The sequence below is a fragment of the Sulfurimonas sp. HSL3-1 genome, from assembly GCF_039645995.1.
Lineage (GTDB): Bacteria > Campylobacterota > Campylobacteria > Campylobacterales > Sulfurimonadaceae > Thiomicrolovo > Thiomicrolovo diazotrophicus.
Map to the genome: position 1 here is coordinate 2,218,980 of NZ_CP147920.1, position 20,872 is coordinate 2,239,851.

Here is a 20,872-nt window from a genome sequence, read left to right on the forward strand (position 1 = left end):
TTTGACCGATACGGAGACCGGATGTGGGCCTGCCTAGCTTGCACCCTCACGGACAAGTACGGTCTTGATCGTTTTGAAGAAGATGACAAAGTCCATCCACAATCGCCAGTTCCGTGTATAGTAGACGTCCATCGCTACGCGGGAGTGAAAATCGACGTCACTGCGGCCGCTGACCTGCCAAAGACCGGAGATCCCCGGCTTGACCGCAAGGACCAGATCGATATCGGCGCCGATCTTCGCTTTTTCGTTAAGCATATAGGGCCGCGGGCCTATGAGCGACATCTCGCTGCGGAGCACATTGATGATCTGCGGAAGTTCGTCCAGCGAGGTACGGCGCAGAAATGCCCCGATCTTCGTAATGCGGGGGTCATTCTCGTATTTGTGGTAGACCTGGTAATTCTCGACCTCTTCAGGATGCGTCTGCAGATACTGTTCTAGGACCTTGTCCCCGTCTTCACGCATGGAGCGGAACTTATAGCAGACAAACGTCCGGCCGTTCTTGCCCAGCCGCTCTTGTTTGAAGAAGACGCTCCCCTTCGGCTCCTCCCGCTTGATCAAAAAGGCGATCAGCGCAAAAACCGGAACAAGCAGCGGCAGCAGCAGAATGCTCATGACAACGTCGGAGCTGTTCTTCAAAATAATGTTCGAACGTTTCTGCAGCGCGTTTTCCAAAACGATCATATTGGTGCGGGCGTTGAAGACATTGACGATCCCCGCACGCGTGTAGTCGAAACTGTTAAGCAGCGGGATAAAAATGATCTTCTTTTTCTGACGCACCAGTTTGGAGAGGCGTGCTTCGATGTGATCTTTCGCATTACCGGAGGTATCCATAAAAACGACATCCGAGTGCGCCGGACTTGTTTTGACATACCCAAGATAGCGGTTCCCGAAGATGATGTCCCCAATCTTCGAATTGCCCGAAATGACAGAGGCTTTTTTCGGCCACAGACCGAAAACGTTCCAGTAGCGTTTCAAAACAAACTTGGTCGAGGGAAGCACGAAGCTCATGAAGACGTAGGAGAGGATAATAATCCCGTCCGAATAGTCCGCTACCGATTTGTTCAGCGCCAGCACAGAGAGGACCATGAAAAACGACAAAATGAGCCCTTTGAGAATGAGGCGGGTTTCGTCCCAAAAGTCACGGCGATAACGGTAGAGTTTTAACGTGATGAATGTCAAAATCACCAGGATGTAGACGATCAATTTATCCGTATAGTGGCTGAGATCCCCAGGGACAGCATTTAAATCCTCTTCTAACCACCAGACAAAGACATAAGCAAGCACAATACTGACGTAGACCCCTGCGGCATCAAAAAGCATCAATACCAGACGCGCAGAATCCTCTCTCATTCAATACCTCTTATTTTTATCTATTTTTTAATATTTAAAAACTGAAAGGGCATTTATACAATCAATTCACTTAGTTTTCACCCATATAAACCACCACACTCATTTACGTCAGCCCCGCCAAGAAGGCTCGCACTTCCCATGCTTGTACAAATATAAAGTTTGGATGATGATTCGTAACGGGGTTGTGTAATGTGTATGAGTTCAGACCTATCAGCGGAAAAAGGCGGATTTTGCCAAAAGCAATATTGTCTCAGATCCCTCATATAGTATACGAGAAACAAGCCCAATAGGTACCAATTTATAGGCATATTCTGCTCCGACTACTCCAATTGAGCATTGAGTCCTTCTTGTCATCTCCCGGAACTATCTCTTCAAACTGATCCAAGAGAACTGCTCGTTCGGCTGAGAGGCTTACTTGTTGGCCAGTAACCCTTTAAAGAGTTCTTCATAACTATCTACAATATTAGGCCATGTATATATCGTCTCAATTTTCTTCACATTGTTTGCCAAGAATGTCCCATAATCTTCTTTTCTGATTGATTCCGCAAATTTAGTCACATCCTTGGAAGATGAAAAATAGAATGCATCTTCTTCCAAAATTGTTGAGTTGAACTTATTGTCATTTGCGCAAATCAATGCATTTGAAGCCATCGCTTCAAGTAACGAAGGATTCGTACCACCGACTGAATGCCCATGAAAATAAAGATTTGAAAAACCGCGCAATGTGTTCAGTTTTTCCATATCATACACCGCTCCTACAAAGCGAATGCGTGAATCAGAAAACTTTCCTTTCAGATACTCACCGAAACTTGTCTCATGTTTGCCGACAACGAGAAAAGGGATCTGTACTGATGACGCCGCAATACCCTCAAGTATCATTTCAATATTGTTTTCCGGTTCCAACCGGGCTATCAGCATGTTGTACTGATATTTCTCCAAATTAAATTCCCCGAGAGCCTGCTCATCAAAATTTTTCACAACATGTGCCCCATAAGGGATATAGGTCGATTCAGCCCCATATTTACTTTTTAAATACTCTTGAATCCCTAGAGAGTCTGCAATCAGATGGTCACTATGCCTGACACCAAGGGACTCGGCATACTGCAAAAACTTTTGGACTTTCTTGCTGTATTTCGATCGGCTCCATTCCAGTCCATCCATATTGGTAATCAACACTGCGTTTTTTGGAAAATACCAGGAAAAAACTGTGCTGCTCGTATACCCCAGCTGTAAGATGATGTCGAAGTTTTGTTTCCTTGAATCCCGAATGCTTAAAAAGTCATATACAAATTGACCCGCTGTGCCGATCCTGTTCTCCGGATCGTAGATATGTCTTATTTCAACACCCTTATACTCTGATTCCTGGTATGGGTGCGTGTGCGAGTTGTACACAACTACCTCATGGCCGGCCTCTACAAGACCCACTGATAAATACTCGGCAAATTGTTCAAACCCTCCATAATAGTTTGGAATTCCTCGGCAACCTATGAGTCCTATTCGCATTTAGTTCCTTTTCAATTTAATTGGTTTTTTTTGAAATAATGTAGCAAAACTTTTAATGTTTCTGTCGTTTTATTCCCATCAGATAATAATGACACTCGATCTTCAGGATCAAAAGATGGATTAAAACCATTCCATGCACCGTAACTATGGAAACACCAATCCCACCCATACTGCTCAAATATTTCAATACTATCTTTTACCCATTTTGCACTTCCAGGTGCCCAACGTACCACACCGAACTCACTAACGAAAATTCTAACATTGTATTTTTCTTGAAATCGACGGGCCTCTCTCACATACTTTATTAATAATTCTTTATCCCAATATCTTGGCAAACTTGTACTGAACATTTGAAGCCAACCAGGATAAGACAGTTTCCCTTTGAGTGCTTTCAGGTCACGTATGCCCTGATGCGTATATTCCCTTGGAGCATACATATGAACGCTATATATAATATTTGGATCTTCAAACACTTTCATTGATTCTAATGATTCGGGGAAAGCCCATGGGCCTGGTTCAATTATAATAGAAATTTTTTTATCATGATTACGGATCTTCTCAATAACACTTTGCATGACTTCTTCATTCCAGACATTCGAATCTGCCCTCTTATATTGTGGTTCATTATAAACATCATATGCTAGAATTGCCGGTTCTAAAGCATACTTGGCGGCAATCATTCCCCAGATTTCCAAAAGACGATTTTTATATCTCCTTATGCCTTCTCTTGACCAGTTATTTTTTTCTCGTCTCCACGGATCATCATCTAAACTAATAATCAAACCCAATTTATTTTGACGACAATATGGTAAGATTGAATCTATTTTTTTTAATACAGGTTCATAATCATTTTTAGGTTTTTGAAAAGACCGATTTTCCTTTCGCTTACCTGAGCCAATATTAATACGCAATACATTCACATTCCAATCATGTAACTTAGTAATAATGGATGGTGTCAAATATTCATGTGTAGTATTAAAGCCCCTGGCTCTATCAGGAAATGGCCAGTGCACACTCCTCGTTGTTCGGATCTCTTGTTTTGTTTCTGTATTACCGAACAGCATAACCGATAATAGAAAAAACGACAACACTATTATCTTTATTGGACCCACCACGACAACCCTCAATTCATTCTAGGAAAGTAAGCTCTTTAATACTTTGCAGCACATAACGAGCTTTCGTCGCTTCTTCATCAATCTTATGTCCACTCTTAACTAATATATTTACGCCTATGCCAGCTTGCAATCCAGCTTCAATGTCACTCTCTTTATCCCCCACCAAAACTGAAGATACCATGTCAATGTCAAAGGCTGCTTTCGCTTCTTCCAACATGCCAGGCTCCGGTTTACGACAACTGCATTCACCTGAAAAATCCGGATGATGGGGACAATGGTAAACAGCATTTATTGTAACCCCTTCATCTGCAAAACGCTCAATCATCCATCGAGTCAATTGCTGATAATCATCTTCGGTGTATTTCCCCCGCGCAATCCCCGCCTGATTCGTAATAACGATAATGAGATACCCTTTTTCCTGGAAAGTGCGGCAGGTTTCAAAGAGACCGTCAATGAATTCAAAATCCTCTATCTTGTAGAGGTAATTTTTTTCCTTGTTGATTACACCGTCACGATCAAGAAAAAGTGCTTTTCTCACACGTGCTCTTTCAGCTCGTCTTCTGCCCGGGAGTAGTCCTCCGGGATACCGATATCAATAAAGTAACCGTCAAAAACCACGGCACGGACACCTAACGCATCGAAGTACTCTTCCATAAAAGCTTCAAACGAGAATTTCTCGTCCAGATCAAAGCTCTCAAAAAGATCCGCAGATGCAAGATATACCCCGCCGTTGATATTGCCGCTTTCACGGTAGCCTTTTTCCGTAAAAGCCGTCACTTTTCCGGTGCTGTCACTTTCGACGCAGCCGTAACGGTCAAAACGGTGCATTCTTTTCAACGACAGAAGTAGTTTGCTATCTGGGTTTAATTGGTCATTCAGCGTTTGGAGTGGGACGTCGAAAAAAGTATCGCCGTTAATGATAAATACGTTTTCGCTTTTGACAGACTCGAATGCCTTTTTAATCGCGCCGCCGGTTCCAAGTGGCTCGTCTTCAACACTGTAAATAAGAGCCATGCCCTCATATTCCTCGCCAAAATAGTCCCTAATGCTCTCCCACTTGTAACCGACCGAAAGGACGATACGCTCAATGCCGTTTTTCTTTAAATACTGAAAAATATACTCCAGAAAAGGCTTGCCGCCCACGGGGGCCATGGGTTTCGGCAGCTCGCTCACTACACTCCTAAGGCGTGTACCGAGACCGCCGGCTAGAACAATGGCTTCCATTACGCCTCGAAGCCTTTGCCGAACAATTCCTCTTCGACCACGGAACAAATGATATGCCCAATAAGGATATGCGCTTCCTGAACACGCGGCGTTTCATTCGAAGGTACCTTAATGCAGTAATCGCAAAGCTCCGCCATCTCTCCGCCATTTTCACCCGTCAGGCCAACGGTCACAATCCCTTTTTCTTTGCAGGTTTTCAGCGCTTCTACAACATTCTGCGAATTACCGCTGGTTGAAATGCCGATAAACATATCACCTTCGACACTGTTCGCCTGCACCTGGCGTGAAAAGAGTTTTTCATACCCGTAATCGTTCCCGATCGCAGTCAAAATGGAAGTATCCGTTGTCAACGCGATCGATGCGAGTCCCGGCCGGTCAAAGTAGAACTTGCTCACGAACTCCCCCGCAATATGCTGCGCATCTGCCGCGCTGCCGCCGTTGCCCGCAATCAGTGTCTTATTGCCGTTTTTGTAGACCGCTATGCACTTCGCCGATACTTCACGTATCAAGTCACTCAGTTCTCTATCTTCCAAGATCGCCTTCTTGATCTTGTACGACTTGTCAATCTGATTATCAATAAATGTTTGCATTACAGTATTTTCCATCCTTTCGTTCCCTCTGTTACAAAGTGAAAATTCATCACTCTTCCGCCGTCATAGGCATTGAGCTTCTCAATAACCTGGAGTCGCTTGACCGGATTTACGACAAACATCATAAAGCCACCACCGCCTGCACCCGACACCTTCCCTGCGTATGCACCTGCCTCAAGCGCTGCGGAGTATATCTTATCAATATGACTGTTCGATATCGAAACTGCCGTCCGTTTCTTAGCTTCCCATGATTTACCGAGTGTTTCAGCGAATTTGGATATATCACCCTTTAGGACAGCCTCTTTCATAATATAGGCATCCGCTTTGAGCTCATGCATGGCTTGGATGGATTTCTCCTGTTTTGTTTCGGCATTTTTTTTCTGCTCATCGATGATTTTAGCCGACTCGCGCGAAGCACCAGTAAAAAAGAGTACCATCGACGACTCCAGCTCATCAATAATCCAGTTCTTTACACGCAACGGATTAACGATGACCCTGTCTTTTTCATAAAACTCCATAAAGTTAAATCCGCCGAATGTAGCGGCATATTGATCCTGCTTTCCACCACTAAGACCTATATCTTTTCGCTCAATGTCGTAAGCCAGTTGGGCAATATCATACTCACCCAAAGGAAGGTTGAGCCACTCTACAAAAGCTTTGAGGATTACCACTACCATCGTAGATGATGACCCAAGTCCACTTCCTGCTGGCGCATCTGAATATGTCGTCATATTGAAAGAGAGCGGTTGGTTGTCATTGAAGTCCCGTATTACCCGGTTATAAACACCTTTGTGCAGATCAAGCAAGCCGTCAATAGGAAGAGAACTTGTCGCCTTGTATTCAACTCTTTCATTCCGATCTGCAGCCTCAAAAACAATCTTCTCCTCATCACAGACCTCGATGGTACAGTAGGCATACATATCAATTGTCGCATTGAGCACCACCCCGCCAAACTCGTCACAGTAGGGACTGACATCCGTCCCTCCGCCTGCTAATCCCAACCTAAGCGGTGCTTTTGATCTTATTATCATTGATGTATACCTTTGTTCTTAGCGGCTCAAAGGGACACGACCGCTTTTGATCTCATCCCGCCAATGATTGAGCAAGTCTTCAAACATTTTTTTTGTAGGGATCTCAGGCTTCCAATCGATAAATGATCTAATTTTTGTATTATCAAACATCTGATAGTCAGCATCAATCGGCCGTAATCGGTCTGTATCAGTCTGAACCTCTATGTCATCTCTTGTGCTGAAACTCAGAAGGACATCAATAACTTCGGGCAACTTATATGCTTCCTCTCCTGCGATATTGAAAGCTTCTCCGCAAGGTACGTTCCCTATTTCACTTTCCAACGACAGCAAATAATAGGCCCTTACTGCATCGCGCGCATCCTGAAATGTTCTGACACTAGCCAAATTGCCTACTTTCACAATGGGCTCCTGAAGGCCCGCTTCAATAAGAGCGATCTGTTTCGCAACCGTACTTTCAAAAAACACATCGCTACGTCTTGGTCCGGTATGGGTCCCCATCCGCGTCACATAAGTCTTGATGCCATAAGCTTCACCATAAAACTGCCCTAAATAATCCGTTCCGATTTTACTAATGCTATAAGGACTTGCCCCGTGAAACTTTGTATCCTCGGCTAAAGCTTCACCGGGTTTAGCTCTACCATATACTTCACTAGACGAACAAACGTGTACAACTGGATCATAATCCTCATTTTCTTTCAACTGACGTATATTTTCCAATAGATTTGCCGTGCCGATAATATTGGTTTGGAGGGTTTCAATTGGGATGTTAAACGAAGTTTTTGGGAAAGATTGAGCCGCCAAATGGAAGATAACATCTGGACGAATATCCTTCAGCATTCTTGCCATTGCAGCATAATCATTCAAATCAGCGTAATATACACTTATACGCTCTTTATTATTGATTTGTTCCGTCAGATGATATATATTTTCCATAGGCTCTTGCCAACGCATCATTCCAACAACGTCATAATCTGTCTTTTCCAAAAGAAAATCTGCCATTTGTGAGCCGACCTGCCCTGTAAACCCAGTAATCAATGCTTTTTTTGTCATGCTATTTTTTTTCCTTTTACTATATTGTGTACCGCTTCACGTATCTTGATTGGTTTTCTACCCAAAAGTTGTTCAAGATATAGTGACACGAGCTCGATATTTTTTGGTCTTGCCATCCAAAAATTCTCATCCGGTTCAATTAATACATATTTCAAATTATTGCCTACTGCTTCATTGAAATAGTCTGCGATATCTTTCCTCGACACGTTTTCATTCCCACAGATATTGAACTTTTGATTTGGGAATGCATCCCATTTCTGCAATATTGCCTCAATGGCGTCCAAAACGTCCTCCATGAATACTATTTTCCGATAGAATGGATGAAACACCTCGGCTGTTTTACTCTCTTTCAGACAGTTTTGAAGGTATTGCAAATATTTATCACCCTGCGATAGTACGTATGACAATCGAAATACTTTGAAATTATCTTTACCCGCGAAAGCTTTTTCAACTTCATCTTTCATCTTTGCATATTCACCAAAGGGGTGTGTAGGAGCATCTTCATTAACCGGGTCTGTTGTATTGCCGTAAATGACATCGCTAGAGAAAAATAATACTTTCCCCCCATTTTCAAGTACTTTTTCAATGAAATATTTAGTACCAGTCACATTGACACTGTATGCGTTTTCAAAATCATTCTCACATTTATCCGGAGAAGAAATAGCTGCAAGAAAAATAACTTTTGTCTCACTGTTGATCTGTTGATAATCAAAAGACTCAGGAGCATACAAATCTAAAAAAAAACCTTCTTCATTTATCATCGAAGTAGTAAATGTATACCCGCCCCGCCGAATCAACTCACTAGCTATAAGACCGTTTCTTCCAATGATAAGATTCAAAAATTCCCTTTCTACAATTATATTACAATTAATTTTAGTGTTTTGTTATTACATATTTAATACAGATTCATATAAATCACAATATTGCTTCCCAATTGAATCCAATGCAAAATGTTCTTTAATACTAGCCCTTTCCTCAAGCGAGACCTGCTTTAACGATGTCATATCAGCCATTATTTCATGTAAATTTTCTGCCAAGCTTTCTACATTTTCAGCTTCAAATAAAAATCCATTCTTGCCAGGAATAATGAATTCTTTAAACGGTCCGAAATCAGAGGCGAGTACCGGTGTACCGAAGCTCATAGAGCGGATTAAAACACCACTGTTGTAAATCTTCCTGTATGGGAGAACAACAAGGTCGGCTGCATTGAAATAATGAGGCACATCGTCATTATTAACATACCCAATCCGCTGATCGACATAGTTTGCAAGTCCGTATTCCTCAATAATATTTTCATATTCAGAATAATCGTCTTTCCAAACTTTACCGGCAATGACAAGAAGAACTGAAGGTTCCTTTTTTGCCACTTCCGCCAATGCTTTTAGCAAGAGGTCAAGCCCTTTAACTTTTTTTATCTGCCCAAAAAACAAAATAATTTTTCTGTCTTGCGGCAGATTGAGATGTTCCCTGGCAACATTTTTTTCAATGAAGTTAGAGTCCAAGCTCTCAACATCAAAATCAGGGCCGTAAATGGTTTCTATTTTCTTCGCATCCACTATGTTAGATTTCAGATTTTTTACCAATTCATTCTTAGCATATTCTGTATGCAATACAGCTGCATCCAATAAAGTAAGGAATTTCTCATAGTTATGTCTTGAACTGTCACCTTTTGCATATTTTTCAAATGACTCTACATCATGCACAGTTCCTACGACACGAAAACCAAAAACTTTTTTAGCTAAAATCAAATTATAATATTCAAGAAATCCAAAATCGACAAAATGTAAATGCACGATTTTGGCACTTCTTCTTTTTGCATCCAACAACGCAAAAAGTGTCCCTTTCACATAGTTTAATCCACGAATAAATTTATTTGTTTCCCCATAAATGTTTTTGTAGACGAGTTCGACTGATTCGTATTCCGAAGTTTCATCACATGTATATAAATTGGCATCATAGCCATGCTGCATTTTGATTGAATTCAGCATATTAAAATCATAATAATCCAATCCACCGTGCCCGCCGACAGGCTCAATGACTGCAATAATATCTTTGCTTTTCACTGGCCACTCTCTTTAAGCCATTGGGGAAAATTGGAATGACTATATTTTTGTTTCTCAAGGAAATTTTTCAACAAGAGATTTTCCTCATTAAATAGATCAGAAACTTCTGTTGAGGTTTCAAAGCCTAAGGTTTCTTGATGGGTTTCTTTTTTGTTTAATGAAAAATACACTTTTTTTAAAAAGTCTTTGATATACAAATTTTTCCTAAAAAACGGTTCCAATTGTCTATTGATTGTCAATGCCATTTTATGTAACCACTCCCATTTTGCAAATTGTGTTTTATTCTGGACTTTGTACTCATAACTCTCATAAAATCCACTGGGAATATTCAACCACTCACAAATCTCCAGCATTGTTTCTTTAGGATACTCTTCCATGTTTTCCAAAAAAACAATTTTGATGTTTTTACTGTCAAGGACTTCAAACCATTCCTTCAAAAATCTATAATAAAGCCCATATTTTATGCCACTTAGAAAATAGTCATTTTCTATATTATTTTTGCCACTTCTATAATAATCCAATGATGCTCGACAGTAGCTCTCATACGTCATTTCGTTAATAAAAGTAATTTGATCCTGTTTCAATCTACTGGCATATGCATGGACGTAGTTTGATTTCAAGTATTCATAAAAAGAATATAGTCTACTTTTTGGTTCACGTAAAATAAAAATTACTTTAAATTCACCCAATACCTTTTGCATCATCCGGGCTACTTTTTGCCCGCCATAAAGATAACCCGGGCTAGCTTCTAAAATATAAGCAAAGTCATTTGGAGTTTCGATATGCGTAAAATACTTAGTGTATTCTTCTAGCGGTGGCAACCCTTGATCGAACTGTAATGGCACGAAATAACCCAATTCTTTTTTACTAGAAATCGCGATCTTTTGATGTGCCGACAAATATGAAAAAAGTGATGTCGTCCCGGCCTTAAAAACGCCACCGATTATTAAGTTTGGTAAGTTTTCTCTCATTTTTTTTCCTTAATTTATGCTTTTTTTGCCTATTTTATCTTGCCACTGCATTTTTAAAAATGCATACAATATAAGTAATGGAATCAAATACCTTATTGGTGTAAAGTAAAAACTTGCTTGCACTGATGCGATTAATGCATAGACTAATAAATATTTGAAAGTGACTATAAAGACATCCTCTGAGCTAGGAAGCTTCCTCAACACATTAATAGAAAATATGAATGGAATTAGATATAAAACAATGAAGCCAATGGCACCATACATGAATATGCCACCTAATACTCCAATATCTGAAGGATAAAAATAACCAAAAATAGAATCATATCCACCATCCCATTGATGACTCACTCTTCCTGTCCCCCAGAAAACACTCATAGGATGCATTTCGAAATATTCAAATACTATTAAACTTGCAAAAATCCGTGCATTAGCTGATGAGTCCATTGATTCTTGCCCAGCAAGAACAGTAAACATTTGGGAGAAAAGGTAACTCATCCGATCCAAATAGTCAGGCATAATTATTTGAAGTATTAGCAAGCCAACAAATAAAACAAACCCTGTCTTTATCACTATTACGAATAATCTACTCATTGAATAATTCATTATCAGATAAAATGTGTATGTTAATAAAATGGCTAAAATATAGAAGCGCCCTTGAATAACAAAGAATACAAACCCTAAAAAGAATGACATATAAATTAAATCCTTTGCATTCTTATCAATCATATATTTGACAAAATAATAAATTGATCCAAAGGTAATAAAATATTTTTGAAACTTAAAACGTAAGCCACGATCCTCAGTTAAATGGACAAAGTTAGCAATCTCTTCAGAACTCTGAAGCTGATTCGGATCAAATGTCAAAACAAAAATAGTGAAAATAAAAAGTGAAACCCACGCCATGAAAACAAAAGCCGACTCCATCGTCGAAAAAGAAATTTTTTTAGTAATCAATACATAATACAACCAAATCGACGTACCTAAAAGCAACCAAGTGCGCTCTGCAAGAACCCCATAAATAAATGGCTGTCCAAACTCTGTAGATGCTCGATATGCACTATAAAAAGGGATAGTCACTATTAAGAGTAGATAGTAAAAAATCATTTTGTCGAATTTTCTTCTTTTTATAAGTTTGGTAAACACAAAAAGCATAAGGAACACCAACACTATTCCCAAAAAAAAAGCCTGTGCCTGAAAGAAAAGAGTCTCAAATGGAGTAGATTGAAAATATTTCAACGAAAAGATAAACACAATGATTAATGAAAAAATTTGAAAATTCTTTTTTGTAGTTAAGTGACTCATAAAAATCTCTTTAGATTAATCATAAAAATATTAATTTTTTTCAATGTAGATGGTTTTAATCTATACTTAACTGTCTGTGAACAGCAAATGATATCCTTATAAAAATCAATCAGAATGCCTTCGCCATAACATTGTTGTGCGACATCAACATCTTCAGCCTCAGCCCAAGCTAATTTATTGTTGAAAGGCTCCTCTTTAATAACGTTCTTGTTAAAGACTATCATTCCACCATCAATATATGGATAGTAGTTTTTCATATAATATAAGTATTTTTCACTGAAGTAATCTGTACTTAGCGGGTTGCTGGCAGATGCATCAAAATTATAAGATCTTATCAGAATGTAAGAAAGATAATCATACAACTTACCGTCTTCAAGGCCCTGTACCTGCGGGGATATCATGTCAAACTGTCTATAAAAGATTTTATTTACAAAGTCTTCTTCCACCTCAATTCTAGCATGCATGATCGTGACAACGTTATAGCTTGATCGTTGCAACAGAAAATTCTTTTTTTTGCCAATCAGAAATCTACCATGTTCTACAGCTGCATCATATTGGAGATAGTGAAAATTTATACTATCTTTAAACATCTCTTGCAGGTGATGTGCAGAATACTCAGAAGGCCCACACACAATGATCTCACTAGGTATATTGGGGGATTTTTCACATGTTTTTCGTAGGCTCTCAAGACAATTTATTAAAACTGGTTCTTCGCTTTTCGAGCCAGAAAATACCACGCCGAATGTCACGCCTGTATTGGAATAGCTAGATGAACGTAATTTCTTGACTTCAATCTCATTCTCACTAAGCTTGAGAGGTTCAACTTCCCCACCTAACGTTTTGAACAATTCTCGCTTTGTTTGCCAAAAATCTTTTTTAATTTCACGTTCGGTATACCCATCGTACGAAGAGTCTTTTATAATAATGCTGCCGTTGCTCGAAACGTTCCAAAAAGCGTACTTAATAGCCCAACGAAGAACACCTTGTTTTTTTATCTTGGCTTTATCGATAACAACTTTATCAAAAGGTGCAAATTGAAGATATCTAAATCGTAAATTTTCGATATCTTCAATGGACTTGATTGTGAAGGTCATCTCACCCTACTTTGATAATTTATTTCAAAATCATTCAGTTCTTCCGGAGTTCCCAAAACCCAATGTTCCTCAGCCATGTTGATAATAAACTTCTTGCCTTCGCTTATCAAATCGTTATACATAGGGGCAATATAGAACTCTCCTTTTGTCAATACTTCGCTTTCTATATGTTTTTTCGCAACATCTACAAAATCCGAAGCCCTTTTGAAATGATACAAACCAGTCAGTGCATAATTTGAAATTGCAACCTTCTCAGCAGTTTCCACTACATAGCCATTCTCATCCAGTTTTGCAAAACTAAACCTGTCTTCGTTACTATGAAAAGCGCCCAACACACCATCGCAATCTTCTCGTAATAGATCGTATTTCAGACTCGGGGCATAAACATGGGTATCAATATTGAAAATAACCAGATCTTTGTCTGGCTCAAAGAACTCTTCACCCATCATAACTGTTTCAGCCTGTCCTCTAGTCACTTTATCCAGAAAAAGTATTTCTAGTTTTTTTACTCTGTCTGCATAAAGCTTTTTTATAACACTATCTATGGAATATTTTTCTTTGTGCTCTTTCAAACCTATAAAAATAAGTGAATCACATATTTCCAATGGCAAAGAGTCAACTGACCATTCAAGGAGTGTCTTGCCGTGAGCTTCAATTAACATCTTCGGCATCTCATAACCAGCTTTTTGAAAGCGGGAGCCTTTCCCGGCCATTGGAATCACAAAAGTCACTCGTCACCCCTTACACTTTTTTCATGAGACTGCGGAAGGTTCTGCCCATCTCCATCAATTTCTGTCCAGTTATTAAAGCGGTATGCATTATCATCGATGTAGATATCAGCCCAAGGTTTTCCGAAGTGTATTTCGTCGTACTCTACACCATGTTTTTCAAGCCATTCTAAAGTGACCTGAGCAACGCGCTGCTGCACAAGTCCTACATTACCCTGACATGTTTTCATATGCCGTGCCGTCAAAATAATGATGTAATGACCAAAACTTTTTAGTTCGTTAATTCTTTCAATTGCACCTGCTATAGGCTCTACATCTGCATATGTCTGGCCTGGCTGTTTGAGCTGACAGATTACACCATCCAAATCGATACATATTCGTTTTATTTTCATGTGTTTATCCCCAATGACTGATTTAAAAGTACAATGCCGTGCACATAGAATGCGACTTGCCTATCTGGGTCCTCATTATGAAGCGGTGGCATTGAAAGGAATAGGAGTGCAGTTAAAAACAGAATGTCATTTACGCTATAGCCAAGTTCTTCTATCAGTTTTTTGTTCAAATGCTCAAGCAGCTCATGAGTCTCCCGCTTATGCACACTGAAATTGACAGTGTTATCATCCTCAATATCAAGGGTGAAAAGTTTGGCGATAAAATAGTCATAACGCCCAATAATCGAATGCGTCAGTTTGGCCAAGTCATATTTGCTGTCGCCGTAAATTCCAACACATTCTGATCCAAAGCTTCCTCGTGCATCGATCAGCCGGATGATGCCACTTTTATGATCATAAAGAATATTATTAAAACAATAATCACCGTGCATAATACAAAAATCATTTTCATCATAGAGTTCTTCAAGACGTTTGGAAATAGTCTCTTTGAGTACAGGAAAATTTTTGTAGCGAACGTTGTTAATTGTCAACTCATCATTCTGAAGTATAAATCTACGATTGTCTGACAGTTGATGCATAAATTTGTCAACTCTGTCTAGTAGTTTACCCTCATAAAATCTTTTATAGGCCTTCATCCCAATCGAAAACGAGTGCTTTTTAAACTGTTTCAACGGCTGTGTTAACGCCTTAAAGGCTTTTTCCCACATCCCGTTGGAAAGATTCCAGTAAAGCATGTACTCAGCCATGGTCGGATAGCCGTAATACTCGATTTTAGCACTGGCACGCTCTTCAAAAAAAGAACTCCCGATAATCCGAGGGAAAAACACCTGAATCTCATGTGGTAAAAGATGCATAAATTCAATTTCATCTTTAAACTTCTTATTATTTGTGGAATGTTTTTCCAAAATACCTTTATCTGAATGAATTTGAATTGCATTAAATGACCTGGATGCAATCAATTTTGCCTTTGACTCATAAAAGTTTATTTCATGACCACAGTCGATCCAATCGACTGTTTGATATGTGAGTCCGTGTTTGCCTTCAATCATTCTGACTACTTCTAGCAGATCTGTCATAGTTGTAGAACGACTCAATGCATCAACCATCCATGCCTTTGAGGTTCTTAAGACCCCTGTAAATGCATGAGACTTTTCAAGTGGCAGCGTCCCTTTAACAAAAAATTCAATCGTATCACTACGAGGCGTGACCAATGAAAAGTCCGCATTTTCATAAGTTGCAATAGACAAAAACACTTCATTTTGTTCAGGAATTTTGGTCGGTATTGTCGTCACTGGGTTGATAATAAGATCTTCACTCATACTATTTTCATTGAGTACAATAGCAATTGTCTCATTTATACCGCTAGACTCTCCTATCTTCACCAATGAAACATTTTGAAGGTAATACTTTAAATGTGTTCTTACCTCATCTTCATCGTATTCATTTATCACTAGATAAATTCTACTTTCAGGAAGAAATTCTTGATAAAATTCAATGATATTAGATGCTGCTGTTCTAGTATTCACTGGGACAAGGGCTGGGGAACTAAATGCATAATCAAGAAAATGATTCTTATTTTTCAGACTCCCTGCAGCCAAAATAATTACTGATATATCCTTATAATTTTTGGTATGTTTCATACTATCTTCCATGTTGACAGATCCCTATCTATCATCTTTTCCAAATGCTCTATATCTTCTTTGAAATAGGGAAAGAATTTTATTTTATCGCTTGAAGACAGCATCGGTATATTGTGTGTCAACAAAAATTTTTCTTTTATCAGCTCTTTTAAATTAATAGGTATAACACCAAGTATTTTTTTATAAAATTTATTTTTTCTTGCTTTTGCAAATATCGAATATCTCATTACACTTTTTGTCTCATTATATTTTTTTTCAGTATCAATACTCATTCTTTCAACTTGCAAAAAATCAAAAATCTCATCCAATATTTGTTGCGTGTTTCTTTTTACATCATCAAACAAAATTATTTTGATTTGATCTTTTGGAAACAATTCAAAATATTTCGCAAGTTGTCGAGAATACAGTCCAAGTTCCAAATATAAAAAAGAATTTCCCCATTGTCTCTTTGCCACCTCTTGGTCTTGTTTTACAGCTTCAGAAAATGTTGCTCTCATGGCCCTACCATCTCTGAAATCCATTAACCAATGAGAAAAAGCCCTCTCAACAGGGTTTCTCAAAAAAAATACTAATTTTGCGTCAGGATTAAACTTAAAAATTTCTTCTGCGGCATCATGACTCCATAAATAAAATACACTACTTTCTCCTATAATTTTTTCAGAAGAAACTCCTTTAAACAAAGCCAAATAATCTTCTTCCTCTTCTATACAAAAAGCAGCGTGCTTTGATGGCAAAGGATCGTGTGATAAATACTCTTTAATATCAAAACAATCTTGAATCTTAAATCTTGAATCAAAATTTTTGCATCTAATATCTTTACTAAAATAGTGAGGTTCCTTGATAGGAGACATAAATATGGAGGGATGCTGGTCTAAATAATTATGAAATGAAGTTGTACCTGTTTTTGGTGCTCCACCAATGAAAAAGTTTGGTAATGAATTCATTTTCTTCCCCTTAAGCTTGGTATGTAAGAAATATAAAAGCCATGTTTTCTTTTAATATATACAGATGCAAGAATATTCCAAAATATCATACTGGTCATACTTGCAAAAGCAGCACCCTCTATTCCATGTGAAGGGATTAAAAGAAAATTCAGAATGATATTGAGTGCAGCAGCAAAAATTACAATATTTTGAAAGATTTTTTGATCACCAGTCATATCCAAAAAGTAGCCCACTGATCCTGCAGCAGCGTTAATAAACTGACCAATTGAAAGGAAAATAAGTGCATAATAACCTCTGCTAAAGGATTCTCCAAAAATTGACAATACATAATGCCCAGCAAATATGTAAACAAGAATTAAAGGTAACGTCATCCAAAAAATTAGTTTAGAAGACTTCTGTGCTACTTCTTTTAAATCTTCTAAATTATTTGAGTGATAGAGCTGTGAGAACTTGGGTGCTGCCATTGAATTGATGGCATTTAATATGAAGCTTGTAAGTAAAGCCATCTTTAATGTAATAGCATAGATACCTACATCAGTTTCATTCCTCATAATTCCAAGCATAATTATGTCTGTTTGAGAAATGACTAAATGCATCACAGCAGTTAAAAACATAGGAAAAGAAAGTGAAAAAATTTCAGCTTTCTTGATCTGGGGCACTGTGCTATGATTCTTAGAAACTCTGCCTTTAAAGGTTGACCGGATTATATAGAAGAGGATGAGTGCAGTTATTAGACTAGTTGCAAAAATAATGTATACAGGATTATCTCGATTATAAAACACTACCGTAGTCACAATCAATAAAATAAGGGTAATAATGGAAGGGATCAATTGCATTAAAGCGAATAGATCTATTTTTTGTATAGCTCTCAATGTATCCGTATTCAATATATTTAATGTTGAAATTACAATGAAAGGTGCTGCTATTAAAAAATATTCCTGCAAATAGTCTTTATGAAAAATATATTCGGCTATAAAAGAAGAGGATATAAACAATACTATCCCAGCACAAATAGAAATCATAAATACAATCAATCTTGTCTTATTGTAAATAATGTATGCTGCGGTCTCAGAATGCTTTTCTGTATATTCAGGAATCAATCGCAAAATTGATGTATTATGACCCATTAAGCCAACAATTCCAAAAATAAGTAAAATAGAATTAATTATTGCAACAATTCCCACTACATCTGGGCCGTAGTATCTCGCTATTATCAAACTTGATATCAAGCCAAAACCTGTTGCAAGTACTTTCGCAGAAAAGGCCAGAATACTTCCTCTGATTATTTCTTTAAAATGCTTGTTGAAGTTAAATCGGTTTCTCAATTTTAAATTCATAAAAATTCTATTTCCCACATTTTTGACAGCTAACTTCGTTAGACAATCCCATTACCAGGGTTGTTTATTTTTTTCTTACATTCATTTCGATATTTCTTTAAATACCATTCAACCGTCTTGATGATCCCACTTTCAAAGTCTTCATCTGCCCTCCAGCCCAATTCTGTTTCAATTTTTGTCGCATCGATGGCATAACGGCGGTCATGCCCGGCGCGGTCCTCGACGTAGCGGATCAGCTCCTTGTAGCTCCCTGCTGCTGTCGGCTTTAATTCATCCAGGATCTCGCACACCTTGTCGGCGATGTAATTATTGGTCCGTTCGTTTCGTCCGCCGATGTTGTAGACCTCACCATTTTTGCCCATATGGTAGACAAGGTCGATCCCCTTGCAGTGGTCCAGCACGTAGAGCCAGTCGCGGATGTTCTTGCCGTCACCGTAGATGGGGATTTCATCCCCTGCAAGTGCTTTGCGGATGATTGTCGGAATGAGCTTCTCGTCATGCTGCTTCGGACCGTAGTTGTTAGAGCAGTTTGTAATGACCGTGTTCATCCCGTAGGTGTGGTGGTAGCTGCGAACGACCATATCGCTGCCTGCTTTGGAAGCACTGTAGGGAGAGTTAGGCGCGTAAGGGGTCTCTTCGGTAAAGAGCCCCTCTGCCCCAAGTGTACCGTAGACTTCATCGGTTGAGATGTGGTGGAAACGGCACCCCTCATACCCCTCCTTATAAACAAAAGGTTTTTCCATCCACTGCTTGTAGGCGACATCGATAAGAGTGAAGGTTCCGTTAACGTTCGTTTGGACAAAGACGCCCGGGTTCTTGATGGAGTTGTCCACGTGGCTCTCAGCCGCAAAATGGATAACGCCACGGATATCGTAGGTAGTGAAGATGTATTCGACTAGTTCACGGTTGCAAATGTCGCCTTTGACAAAGGTGTGACGCTCGTCGCCCTCAACCTCTTTGAGATTGTCCAGGTTCCCGGCATAGGTCAGCAGGTCCAGGTTGACAATGTGGTAGTCGGGGTATTTATCCAGGAAATAGGGAACGAAATTTGAACCAATAAAACCGGCGCAGCCGGTCACCAAAATTGATTTCATTAATTTATACCTCTAGCTTTAATTTCATCAATACACTCTCTCAGTGAATCACGCCAATAGGGCAATTCAATATTGAAATCACGTTGTATTTTTGTCTTATCCATTACGCTATATGCAGGTCTCATAACGTTTGACGGGTATTCATCAGAGAGAATCGGAATGATATTACAGTCAATGCCCATCATTGCGACGGCTTCATGGGCCAGGTCATACCAACTGGCAACACCTAAATCACTTAAGTGATAAATTTCTGGTGTTGTATTGTCGAGTTTTGGAAGCATCTTTAAGACAGTATCTGCAATTGTTTCAGCATAAGTAGGTGTACCTACCTGATCATAGACGACGCGAAGCTCTTTTTTGTTCTGAGCATGGTGCAAGATCGTTTTCACAAAATTTTTGGCAAAACTGGAATAGATCCAGGCCACTCTCAGAACAACCCCGTTAGCTGTATGGTTGAGCACGGCATTCTCTCCGGCTACTTTTGATTGACCATATACGTTCAAAGGCTCTGTCAAGGTATTCTCCAGATACGGAGTGTTTTGCTTACCGTCAAAGACATAATCACTTGAAAAAGTAATCAAACGGAAAGAATTTTCTTGGCTCAGTAATGCAAGCTGTTTGACTGCATCAGCATTAATACGATGTGCCCGTTCACTCTCTTCTTCCGCTTTATCAGAAGCCGTATATGCCGCACAATTAATCAAGAAGTCAATTGGATTATTTTTTATAAAATCCGATATTTGCTGATTATTTTCAATATCAAAGGTACTTCGGTCAACAAAGAGAAACTCAAATTCTGAATATCGGCCAGCCACTTTTTGGAATGCTTGTCCCAATTGACCCGTGGCACCCGTTATAAGCACTTTGCTCATTGGTAATAATCCTTACTGTAATCGAACAAATAGGCATTACCAGATGCTATCGTCGGCAGCCCAGCATCTTTCTCCGATACGATGATCTCTTCGTAAGGCATATGCCAATCAATATTCAACGCGTCATCTTGAAATGATACCCCTCTCTCATGTTCGAAAGAGTAAAAATTGTCAACCTTATACTGAAAAATTGCTTCGTCACTCAGAGTGATGACTGCATGGGCGAAGCCCCGTGGTATAAACAGTTGTCTCTTGTTTTCTGCACTGAGTACAACAGCAACATGTTGACCGAATGTCGGGGACCCTTTACGTATATCTACAGCCACATCAAGGGCTGAACCTTGTACTACACGTGCAAGTTTACTTTGGCAAAAAGGAGGGATTTGATAGTGGAGACCTCGTAAAACACCCCGCCTGGATTTTGACTCATTATCTTGTACAAATTTTGTTTCGACCACACTTTCACAAAACTTATTATTGTTAAAGCTCTCAAAAAAATAACCGCGCTCGTCGCCAATCACTCTAGGCTCGATAATGACAACTTCCGGTATAGCCGTTTCAATAATATGCAT

At 39.1% G+C, this 20,872-nt stretch carries 21 protein-coding genes; all 21 read right to left on the bottom strand.

Features of this window, described 5'->3' with window-relative positions; all coding sequences use genetic code 11:
* Positions 1-33 precede the first annotated feature (33 nt).
* Entirely contained in the window at positions 34-1,350 is a 1,317-nt protein-coding gene (locus WCY31_RS11290; RefSeq protein WP_345972447.1) for a sugar transferase, read from the bottom strand.
* Positions 1,351-1,761: 411 nt separating this feature from the next.
* A complete protein-coding gene (locus WCY31_RS11295) occupies positions 1,762-2,853 on the bottom strand; it encodes a DUF1972 domain-containing protein (RefSeq protein ID WP_345972448.1) in 1,092 nt (363 codons plus the stop codon).
* 11 nt (positions 2,854-2,864) lie between these two features.
* Positions 2,865-3,917, bottom strand: a complete 1,053-nt coding sequence (locus tag WCY31_RS11300) for a glycoside hydrolase family 5 protein (RefSeq protein WP_345972449.1) — start codon at positions 3,915-3,917, stop codon at positions 2,865-2,867.
* A 64-nt stretch (positions 3,918-3,981) separates the two neighbouring features.
* Positions 3,982-4,506 carry a D-glycero-beta-D-manno-heptose 1,7-bisphosphate 7-phosphatase gene (gmhB, locus tag WCY31_RS11305; protein WP_345972450.1) on the bottom strand — a complete coding sequence of 175 codons (525 nt, stop codon included), beginning with the start codon at positions 4,504-4,506 and terminating at the stop codon, positions 3,982-3,984.
* Positions 4,503-5,192 (bottom strand): D-glycero-D-manno-heptose 1-phosphate guanosyltransferase, encoded by a 690-nt coding sequence (gene hddC / locus WCY31_RS11310; protein ID WP_345972451.1) that lies wholly within the window; start codon positions 5,190-5,192, stop codon positions 4,503-4,505. Before hddC ends, gmhB begins: the two co-directional genes overlap by 4 nt.
* Complete coding sequence (locus tag WCY31_RS11315; RefSeq protein ID WP_345972452.1) at positions 5,192-5,797, bottom strand: D-sedoheptulose 7-phosphate isomerase; 606 nt, start codon at positions 5,795-5,797, stop codon at positions 5,192-5,194. Before WCY31_RS11315 ends, hddC begins: the two co-directional genes overlap by 1 nt.
* Positions 5,782-6,813, bottom strand: a complete 1,032-nt coding sequence (locus WCY31_RS11320; RefSeq protein WP_345972453.1) for a dehydrogenase — start codon at positions 6,811-6,813, stop codon at positions 5,782-5,784. The genes WCY31_RS11315 and WCY31_RS11320 overlap by 16 nt, the downstream gene beginning before the upstream one ends.
* Positions 6,814-6,831: 18 nt before the next feature.
* Positions 6,832-7,863 (bottom strand): GDP-mannose 4,6-dehydratase, encoded by a 1,032-nt coding sequence (locus WCY31_RS11325; protein WP_345972454.1) that lies wholly within the window; start codon positions 7,861-7,863, stop codon positions 6,832-6,834.
* A complete protein-coding gene (locus WCY31_RS11330; RefSeq protein WP_345972455.1) occupies positions 7,860-8,702 on the bottom strand; it encodes an NAD-dependent epimerase/dehydratase family protein in 843 nt (280 codons plus the stop codon). The genes WCY31_RS11325 and WCY31_RS11330 overlap by 4 nt, the downstream gene beginning before the upstream one ends.
* 48 nt (positions 8,703-8,750) lie before the next feature.
* Complete coding sequence (locus tag WCY31_RS11335) at positions 8,751-9,926, bottom strand: glycosyltransferase family 4 protein (protein ID WP_345972456.1); 1,176 nt, start codon at positions 9,924-9,926, stop codon at positions 8,751-8,753.
* On the bottom strand, positions 9,923-10,897 hold the full coding sequence (locus WCY31_RS11340) for a sulfotransferase domain-containing protein (RefSeq protein WP_345972457.1): 975 nt from the start codon (positions 10,895-10,897) through the stop codon (positions 9,923-9,925). The genes WCY31_RS11335 and WCY31_RS11340 overlap by 4 nt, the downstream gene beginning before the upstream one ends.
* 9 nt (positions 10,898-10,906) lie before the next feature.
* Positions 10,907-12,199, bottom strand: coding sequence for a hypothetical protein (locus tag WCY31_RS11345; RefSeq protein WP_345972458.1), 1,293 nt, complete (start codon positions 12,197-12,199; stop codon positions 10,907-10,909).
* Entirely contained in the window at positions 12,196-13,293 is a 1,098-nt protein-coding gene (locus tag WCY31_RS11350) for a hypothetical protein (protein ID WP_345972459.1), read from the bottom strand. The genes WCY31_RS11345 and WCY31_RS11350 overlap by 4 nt, the downstream gene beginning before the upstream one ends.
* Positions 13,290-14,024: a glycosyltransferase family 2 protein gene (locus tag WCY31_RS11355; protein ID WP_345972460.1), complete on the bottom strand. Its 735-nt coding sequence runs from the start codon at positions 14,022-14,024 to the stop codon at positions 13,290-13,292. Before WCY31_RS11355 ends, WCY31_RS11350 begins: the two co-directional genes overlap by 4 nt.
* Entirely contained in the window at positions 14,021-14,413 is a 393-nt protein-coding gene (locus WCY31_RS11360) for a 5' nucleotidase, NT5C type (RefSeq protein WP_345972461.1), read from the bottom strand. Before WCY31_RS11360 ends, WCY31_RS11355 begins: the two co-directional genes overlap by 4 nt.
* Entirely contained in the window at positions 14,410-16,053 is a 1,644-nt protein-coding gene (locus WCY31_RS11365; protein ID WP_345972462.1) for a hypothetical protein, read from the bottom strand. The genes WCY31_RS11360 and WCY31_RS11365 overlap by 4 nt, the downstream gene beginning before the upstream one ends.
* Positions 16,050-16,997 (bottom strand): sulfotransferase, encoded by a 948-nt coding sequence (locus tag WCY31_RS11370; protein WP_345972463.1) that lies wholly within the window; start codon positions 16,995-16,997, stop codon positions 16,050-16,052. The genes WCY31_RS11365 and WCY31_RS11370 overlap by 4 nt, the downstream gene beginning before the upstream one ends.
* On the bottom strand, positions 16,994-18,334 hold the full coding sequence (locus WCY31_RS11375; protein ID WP_345972464.1) for a flippase: 1,341 nt from the start codon (positions 18,332-18,334) through the stop codon (positions 16,994-16,996). Before WCY31_RS11375 ends, WCY31_RS11370 begins: the two co-directional genes overlap by 4 nt.
* A 38-nt stretch (positions 18,335-18,372) precedes the next feature.
* On the bottom strand, positions 18,373-19,428 hold the full coding sequence (gene rfbB / locus WCY31_RS11380) for a dTDP-glucose 4,6-dehydratase (RefSeq protein WP_345972465.1): 1,056 nt from the start codon (positions 19,426-19,428) through the stop codon (positions 18,373-18,375).
* Positions 19,428-20,300, bottom strand: coding sequence for a dTDP-4-dehydrorhamnose reductase (gene rfbD, locus WCY31_RS11385; protein ID WP_345972466.1), 873 nt, complete (start codon positions 20,298-20,300; stop codon positions 19,428-19,430). The genes rfbB and rfbD overlap by 1 nt, the downstream gene beginning before the upstream one ends.
* The gene (gene rfbC / locus WCY31_RS11390; RefSeq protein WP_345972467.1) at positions 20,297-20,872 is read right to left on the bottom strand and encodes a dTDP-4-dehydrorhamnose 3,5-epimerase; all 576 of its coding nucleotides are present in this window, start codon (positions 20,870-20,872) and stop codon (positions 20,297-20,299) included. The genes rfbD and rfbC overlap by 4 nt, the downstream gene beginning before the upstream one ends.

Coding starts and splice junctions, on each gene's coding strand:
- WCY31_RS11290 (WP_345972447.1), bottom strand. CDS start 1,350: ATGAGAGAGGATTCTGCGCGTCTGGTATTGATGCTTTTTGATGCCGCA.
- WCY31_RS11295 (WP_345972448.1), bottom strand. CDS start 2,853: ATGCGAATAGGACTCATAGGTTGCCGAGGAATTCCAAACTATTATGGA.
- WCY31_RS11300 (WP_345972449.1), bottom strand. CDS start 3,917: ATGCTGTTCGGTAATACAGAAACAAAACAAGAGATCCGAACAACGAGG.
- hddC (WP_345972451.1), bottom strand. CDS start 5,192: ATGGAAGCCATTGTTCTAGCCGGCGGTCTCGGTACACGCCTTAGGAGT.
- WCY31_RS11315 (WP_345972452.1), bottom strand. CDS start 5,797: ATGGAAAATACTGTAATGCAAACATTTATTGATAATCAGATTGACAAG.
- WCY31_RS11320 (WP_345972453.1), bottom strand. CDS start 6,813: ATGATAATAAGATCAAAAGCACCGCTTAGGTTGGGATTAGCAGGCGGA.
- WCY31_RS11325 (WP_345972454.1), bottom strand. CDS start 7,863: ATGACAAAAAAAGCATTGATTACTGGGTTTACAGGGCAGGTCGGCTCA.
- WCY31_RS11340 (WP_345972457.1), bottom strand. CDS start 10,897: ATGAGAGAAAACTTACCAAACTTAATAATCGGTGGCGTTTTTAAGGCC.
- WCY31_RS11345 (WP_345972458.1), bottom strand. CDS start 12,199: ATGAGTCACTTAACTACAAAAAAGAATTTTCAAATTTTTTCATTAATC.
- WCY31_RS11350 (WP_345972459.1), bottom strand. CDS start 13,293: ATGACCTTCACAATCAAGTCCATTGAAGATATCGAAAATTTACGATTT.
- WCY31_RS11360 (WP_345972461.1), bottom strand. CDS start 14,413: ATGAAAATAAAACGAATATGTATCGATTTGGATGGTGTAATCTGTCAG.
- WCY31_RS11365 (WP_345972462.1), bottom strand. CDS start 16,053: ATGAAACATACCAAAAATTATAAGGATATATCAGTAATTATTTTGGCT.
- WCY31_RS11370 (WP_345972463.1), bottom strand. CDS start 16,997: ATGAATTCATTACCAAACTTTTTCATTGGTGGAGCACCAAAAACAGGT.
- WCY31_RS11375 (WP_345972464.1), bottom strand. CDS start 18,334: ATGAATTTAAAATTGAGAAACCGATTTAACTTCAACAAGCATTTTAAA.
- rfbB (WP_345972465.1), bottom strand. CDS start 19,428: ATGAAATCAATTTTGGTGACCGGCTGCGCCGGTTTTATTGGTTCAAAT.
- rfbD (WP_345972466.1), bottom strand. CDS start 20,300: ATGAGCAAAGTGCTTATAACGGGTGCCACGGGTCAATTGGGACAAGCA.
- rfbC (WP_345972467.1), bottom strand. CDS start 20,872: ATGCATATTATTGAAACGGCTATACCGGAAGTTGTCATTATCGAGCCT.